Origin of the sequence: Planktothrix tepida PCC 9214 (genome assembly GCF_900009145.1) — a bacterium.
Taxonomy (GTDB): domain Bacteria; phylum Cyanobacteriota; class Cyanobacteriia; order Cyanobacteriales; family Microcoleaceae; genus Planktothrix; species Planktothrix tepida.
Window position 1 is genome coordinate 24,864 of the sequence record NZ_LN889819.1, and the last position, 7,331, is coordinate 32,194.

Genomic DNA, 7,331 nt, shown 5'->3' on the forward strand with positions numbered 1-7,331 from the left:
AGTAGTCCGACTTCTGTGGTTTCTGGACTTTTGAATAATGCTCCTACAGGAACAGTTAATATTGCGGGTACAGCGACACAAAACCAAATTTTAACGGCAACCAATACCTTAGCAGATGTTGATGGTTTAGGAACATTAAATTATCAATGGCAAGAGTCAGGCGATAATGGAGTCACCTGGACGAATATTAATGGAGCAACTAATNTAACTTTAGCGATATTGATGCAGGGGATAGTTTAACCTATAGCGTCACCTTAGCGGATGGTACAACCTTACCCAGTTGGTTAACTTTCAACACCACAACCGGAACATTTACCGGAAAACCCACTAATGCAGATCTCGGTAATCTTACTATCAAAGTTACAGCTAAAGATAGTAGTAATACTACAGTTGAAAACAGTTTCCAACTGACGGTTAATAATACCAATACTCCGCCCACAGCCGCCAACAAAACCCTAACCGTTAACGAAGACAACAACTACACCTTTGCTGTCACCGACTTCGGTTTCAGTGATGTAGACACCACAGATACCCTAGCATCAATAAAAATCACCCAACTGCCCACAGTGGGGACATTACAACTGAAGGGCACTGCTGTTACAGCTAACCAAGTGATCACTGCTGTTGATATTCCCAGCTTAGTCTTCACCCCATTTGCTAATGCTAACGGTAGCAGTTATGCCAACTTCAAGTTCACCGTTAATGACGGCATTATTGATAGTGTGACAGCTAATACGATTACTATTGATGTTACTGCCGTTAATGACTTACCCACAGGGAATATTAGTATTACAGGAACACCCGAACAAAACCAAATTTTAACGGCAACAAATACCTTAGCGGATGCAGATGGTTTAGGAACGTTTAATTATCAATGGCAAGAGTCAGCAGATAATGGAGTCACCTGGACTAATATTAGTGGAGCAACTAATAATACTTTTGCCTTATCTCAAACACAAGTGGGGAAAAAGGTACAGGTAAAAGTTAGTTATACCGATGGACAAGGAACCAAAGAAACCGTTAATAGTAACCCAACCAATACAGTCCTTTTGGGGGATATTATCGTCACCAAAGACAAAGATAACGGTAAGGGAGATACCGAAGGAACTCTGAGTTGGGCGATAGACAGAGCCAATAAGAGCCCTGGAGCCGATACCATCAAACTCAATACCGATGTGCGTCTGAATTTTGGTAGCGATGTGATACGGATGTGGAGTTTGATTGATAGCGATATGACTGTTGATGGGCAAGGACATACCATCAATGGGGATAATAATAATGATGGTAAAGCAGATCAAGATGACCGTCCGATTTTCTTTGTCAAATCAGGGAATGTGAATTTTAAGAACCTGACCCTGAAAAACGCAGTTGCTAAGGGAGGTGATGGCTATATCTACGGTGGTGGCGCGGGGATGGGAGGGGCACTGTTTATTTATCAAGGAAATGTCACGGTTGATGGGGTGAAGTTTCAGGGGAATGAAGCTAGAGGTGGTAATGTTACAGGGGGCAACGAGCAGTTTGGTGGTGGTATTGGGTTGCAGAAGATAGCAGCTAACAATGGCAGCAATGGCAGCAATCGCAGTGACGTCGGCTTGAATGGCGGCAACGGCGGCAACGGCGGCCTCGGCGGCAACGGCGGCAACGGCGGCATCGGCAGCCCCGACGGCGGTAGCGGCGGCNTTCAGTAGCGATATTAAAGTCGCCAGCCCCGCAGCTATCTCCAAAACCATCCAAGCCAAAGCTTTAGATGGCCCCATCTCTGGAGCCACAGCCTTCCTAGACACCAACTTCAACCGCACTCAAGATAGCGATGAACCTGGTGCAACCACAGATGCTGCGGGTAATTTCACCCTGGAGATTGCGGGTAACTTCGACCTCAACAGCAATGGCACTCTCGACTTCGATGAAGGGGAATATGTGGTCGTCGGTGGCACCGATGCCATTACCGGACAAGCCTTTACAGGCACACTGCGGGCAGTTCCCGATTCTACGGTAGTTACCCCTCTAACCACCCTAATTTCTACCCTCGTCGATACAGGACTCACCCCAGACGCATCCGAAACCCAAGTCAAAACTGCTTTGGGACTCCCCAGCACCATTAATTTAGCCACCTTTGATGCCATCGCAGCCGCCCAAGCGGGTTCTCCTGAAGGTTTAGCGGTGTTAGCGGCACAAGTGGCAGTGCAAACCCTGATTAGTCAAATCAGTAACTCCCTGCAAACCGTTGCTGGCATCAGCAGCAATAGCTTAGATGCTCAGGTGACTGGGAATCTAGCCGAACTCCTGCAAAGTAGTAGTGTTAATCTCAGTGATAGCACAGCGATTCAAACTCTGATTACTAACACAGTTGGCAATATAACCAATATGTTAGCAGAGATAGACCCAGGCAACACTATTAACCTAGAGGTGATTACCAACAATGCGGCTCAATTATCCCAAGTTATCGCTGACAGCAACCAGCAAATCCTGACCTCCACCACCACTGATGGCATCTTCCAAGCCCAAAAAGTCGCCCAAACCAGCGTCACGGAAGATTTAAGTGCCGCCTTCAGTGGTACAAAATCCTTTGACGAAGTAGTGGCTGAGAATACTGGAGAAGCGTTAACCACTCAAATTGCTACCACCACCATCGATACTTCTGTTATTGACCAACCCCCAACAGATCCTAACACACCTCCTACAGATAACCCCGAAGACAATCTCAATAATAACAGTAATATTACCCCCAATTCTAATCAGGAGGTTGTTAATCTCATCAATTCCGTTAATCCTACAACTCCAACTCCCTCAACTCCCACCCCAAAAACAACAAATCCCTCATCCCTGAGCGACCCCATCGAACAATTTATCGCTCGGAAAAATCTAACCTCCATTCCCACCAGTAACCCCCCCGATGACCTCATCTTAGGAGATGAGCGTCCCAACTCCCTCAGTGGCGGTGTCGGTCAAGATACCTTACTCGGTTATGGTGAAGCCGATTTCCTCTCAGGAAACTCAGGTCAAGACCTGATTTATGGTTTCCTCGGAAACGACCTCATTTATGGCGGTAGCGATGAAGACTGGGTGCGAGGCGGTAAGGACAATGACCTGATTTTTGGAGGTTTAGGAAACGATACCCTCAGTGGTGATTTAGGCAATGATACGGTATTAGGAGAAGCTGGAAACGACCTGTTAGTTGGTTATGCTGGAGAAGATCTGTTGTCAGGAGGTACAGGGAACGATAACCTTTACGGTGGCGACGATAACGATCTGATTCATGGCGGTCAAGNGACTTTAATTTATACCCTCGTCGATACAGGACTCACCCCAGACGCATCCGAAACCCAAGTCAAAACTGCTTTGGGACTGCCCAGCACCATTAATTTAGCCACCTTTGATGCCATCGCAGCCGCCCAAGCGGGTTCTAGTGAAGGCAAAGCGGTGTTAGCGGCTCAAGTGGCAGTGCAAACTCTGATTAGTCAAATCAGTAACTCCCTGGAAACGGTTATCGGTATCAGCAGTAATAGCTTAGATGCTCTGGTGACGGGGAATCTAGCCGAACTCCTGCAAAGTGGCAGTTTCAATCTCAGTGATAGCACAGCGATTCAAACTTTGATTACTAACACAGTTGGTAATATAAACAGTTTATTAGCAGAGGTAGACCCAGCAGACAACACTATTAACCTAGAGGCGATTACCAACAATGCGGCTCAATTATCCCAAGTGATTGCTGCCAGTAACGAGCAAATTCTCACTGCTACCACCACTGATGGCATCTTCCAAGCCCAAAAAGTCGCCCAAACCAGCGTCACAGAAGATTTAAGCGCTGCCTTCAGTGGGACAAAATCCTTTGACGAAGTAGTAGCGGAGAATACTGGAGAAGCCTTAACCACTCAAATTGCTACCACCACCATCGATACTTCTGTTATTGACCAACCCCCAACAGATCCCAACAATCCAAACACAGGAGGAACCATCATTGATAACGGTAATATTACCCCGAATCAAGAGGTTATTAATAGTAGCACCGTTGGGTTAATAAATTCCGTTAATCCCACAACTCCAACTCCCTCAACTCCCACNTGGGAAAAAGGTGCAGGTAAAAGTTAGTTATACAGACCTATTAGGAACAGCAGAAACGGTTAATAGTAGTCCGACTTCTGTTATTACTAATATTAACGACTTACCCACAGGTAATGTTAGTATTACAGGAACAGCAACACAAAATCAAATTTTAACTGCAACCAATACCTTAGCAGATGCAGATGGTTTAGGCACATTAAATTATCAATGGCAAGAGTCAGCCGATAATGGAGTCACCTGGAGTGATATTAGTGGAGCGACTAATAATACCTTTACCTTATCTCAAACCCAAGTGGGGAAAAAGGTACAGGTCAAAGTTAGTTATACTGACCTATTAGGGACAGCAGAAACGGTTAATAGTAGTCCGACTTCTGTGGTTACTAATATTAACGACGCTCCTACAGGAACAGTTAATATTACAGGAACAGCGACCCAAAATCAAACCTTAACCGCCACAAATACCTTAGCAGATGCAGATGGTTTAGGTACTTTTAATTATCAATGGCAACAGTCAGCCGATAATGGAGTCACCTGGACTAATATTAGTGGAGCGACTAATAATACGTTCACCTTATCTCAAACACAAGTTGGGAAAAAGGTACAAGTAAAAGTTAGTTATACAGACCTATTAGGAACAGCAGAAACGGTTAATAGTTCACCTACAACTACCGTTACTAATGTTAACGACTTACCCACAGGTAATGTTAGTATTACAGGGACAGCAAAACAAAATCAAACCTTAACGGCAACAAATACCTTAGCAGATGCAGATGGTTTAGGAACATTAAATTATCAATGGCAACAGTCAGCCGATAATGGAGTCACCTGGACTAATATTAGTGGAGCAACTAATAATACTTTTGCCTTATCTCAAACACAAGTGGGGAAAAAGGTGCAGGTAAAAGTTAGTTATACTGATCAACTAGGAACACAAGAAACGGTTAATAGTTCACCCACAGCTACCGTTACTAATGTCACTGCCGTTAACCATGCTCCCGTATTAGATAATACCAACATCACCTATAGCCTCACCCCTATTAACGAAGATGACAGCAACTCCAGTGGGGATACTGTCGGGAATCTTATTCCGGCTCCGAGCATTGAAGAAAACACCAACATCTCCCTCACCCGTGTTGACTATAGTTCCGTCACCACCGCCGACTTCAACAAAGATGGGGACACCGACATCCTGCTCACGGGCCAGGATGGTTCTGATAACCCCATCAGCAAAATCTATAGCAACAACGGCAGTGGCGGTTTTAGCCTCAACACCAACGTCTTTCTCCCCGGTGTTTACTTTAGTCCCGTCACCACAGCCGACTTTGACAAAGATGGGGACACCGACATCCTGCTCACGGGCTCCGATAGTTCTGGCCTCATCAGCAAAATCTATAGCAACAACGGCAGTGGCGGTTTTAGCCTCAACACCAACGTCTCCCTCACCGGTGTTAACGTTAGTTCCGTCACCACAGCCGACTTTGACAAAGATGGGGACACCGACATCCTGCTCACGGGCCTAGATAGTTCATATAACCCCATCAGCAAAATCTATAGCAACAACGGCAGTGGCGGTTTTAGCCTCAACACCAACGTCTCCCTCTCCGGTGTTGGCTTTAGTTCCGTCGCCACCGCCGACTTTGACAAAGATGGGGACACCGATATCCTGCTCACGGGCTACGATAGTTCATGGAAACCCATCAGCCAAATCTATAGCAACAACGGCAGTGGCGGTTTTAGCCTCAACACCAACGTCTCCCTCACGGGTGTTNGGAACAGCAACACAAAACCAAATTTTAACCGCCACCAATAACTTAGCAGATGCAGATGGTTTAGGAACATTAAATTATCAATGGCAAGAGTCAGCCGATAATGGAGTCACCTGGACTAATATTAGTGGAGCGACTAATAATACTTTTACCTTATCTCAAGCACAAGTAGGGAAAACGGTACAGGTAAAAGTTAGTTATACAGACCTATTAGGAACAGCAGAAACGGTTAATAGTAGTCCAACTTCTGTGGTTACTAATATTAACNTTGGACTAATATTAGTGGAGCAACTAATAATACGTTCACCTTATCTCAAACCCAAGTTGGGAAAAAGGTACAGGTCAAAGTTAGTTATACTGACCTATTAGGGACAGCAGAAATAGTTAATAGTAGTCCGACTTCTGTGGTTACTAATATTAACGACGCTCCTACAGGAACAGTTAATATTACAGGAACAGCGACCCAAAATCAAACCTTAACCGCCACAAATACCTTAGCAGATGCAGATGGTTTAGGTACTTTTAATTATCAATGGCAACAGTCATCTGATAATGGAGTCACCTGGACTAATATTAGTGGAGCGACTAATAATACTTTGACCTTATCTCAAACCCAAGTGGGGAAAAAGGTACAGGTCAAAGTTAGTTATACTGACCTATTAGGGACAGCAGAAATAGTTAATAGTAGTCCGACTTCTGTGGTTACTAATATTAACGACGCTCCTACAGGAACAGTTAATATTACAGGAACAGCGACCCAAAATCAAACCTTAACCGCCACAAATACCTTAGCAGATGCAGATGGTTTAGGTACTTTTAATTATCAATGGCAACAGTCAGCCGATAATGGAGTCACCTGGACTAATATTAGTGGAGCGACTAATAATACGTTCACCTTATCTCAAACACAAGTTGNCATTGGCGGTCAAGGAGCCGATATCTTTATGTTAAATCCGGGTGAAAATGGCGATATTATCCTAGATTTTCTCGGAGGTGAAGATCTGTTAAAATTGACCCAAAATTATAATTTTAATCAGCTTACCATCCTGCAAGGGAGTNGCTGTGGTTTCTGGACTTTTGAATAATGCTCCTACAGGAACAGTTAATATTACAGGGACAGCAACACAAAACCAAATTTTAACCGCCACCAATACCTTAGCAGATGTTGATGGTTTAGGAACATTAAATTATCAATGGCAAGAGTCAGCCGATAATGGAGTCACCTGGACTAATATTAGTGGCGCGACTAATAATACCTTTACCTTATCTCAAGCACAAGTGGGGAAAAAGGTACAAGTAAAAGTTAGTTATACTGACCTATTAGGGACAGCAGAAATAGTTAATAGTAGTCCGACTTCTGTGGTTTCTGGACTTTTGAATAATGCTCCTACAGGTAATGTTAGTATTACAGGAACAGCAACACAAAACCAAATTTTAACCGCCACCAATACCTTAGCAGATGTTGATGGTTTAGGAACGTTTAATTATCAATGGCAAGAGTCA

The 7,331-nt window shown here is 44.3% G+C and carries 7 protein-coding genes; all 7 read left to right on the forward strand.

Features of this window, described 5'->3' with window-relative positions:
- The first annotated feature begins 15 nt into the window (after window positions 1–15).
- On the forward strand, window positions 16–240 hold the full coding sequence (locus PL9214_RS33425; protein ID WP_500690255.1) for a DUF8696 domain-containing protein: 225 nt from the start codon (window positions 16–18) through the stop codon (window positions 238–240).
- Window positions 219–1,688 (forward strand): putative Ig domain-containing protein, encoded by a 1,470-nt coding sequence (locus PL9214_RS29115; RefSeq protein ID WP_083580252.1) that lies wholly within the window; start codon window positions 219–221, stop codon window positions 1,686–1,688. The genes PL9214_RS33425 and PL9214_RS29115 overlap by 22 nt, the downstream gene beginning before the upstream one ends.
- Window positions 1,689–2,364: 676 nt before the next feature.
- A complete protein-coding gene (locus tag PL9214_RS29120) occupies window positions 2,365–4,089 on the forward strand; it encodes a calcium-binding protein (RefSeq protein ID WP_439331547.1) in 1,725 nt (574 codons plus the stop codon).
- Window positions 4,073–5,872: an FG-GAP repeat domain-containing protein gene (locus PL9214_RS33430; RefSeq protein ID WP_072722797.1), complete on the forward strand. Its 1,800-nt coding sequence runs from the start codon at window positions 4,073–4,075 to the stop codon at window positions 5,870–5,872. Before PL9214_RS29120 ends, PL9214_RS33430 begins: the two co-directional genes overlap by 17 nt.
- Window positions 5,826–6,197 (forward strand): DUF8696 domain-containing protein, encoded by a 372-nt coding sequence (locus PL9214_RS33435; RefSeq protein ID WP_072722798.1) that lies wholly within the window; start codon window positions 5,826–5,828, stop codon window positions 6,195–6,197. The genes PL9214_RS33430 and PL9214_RS33435 overlap by 47 nt, the downstream gene beginning before the upstream one ends.
- Window positions 6,198–6,232: 35 nt before the next feature.
- Entirely contained in the window at window positions 6,233–6,913 is a 681-nt protein-coding gene (locus PL9214_RS33440; protein WP_072722799.1) for a DUF8696 domain-containing protein, read from the forward strand.
- The coding region (locus PL9214_RS31715; RefSeq protein WP_222425313.1) for a DUF8696 domain-containing protein at window positions 6,891–7,331 on the forward strand (441 nt) is incomplete at its 3' end. The genes PL9214_RS33440 and PL9214_RS31715, both read left to right, overlap by 23 nt.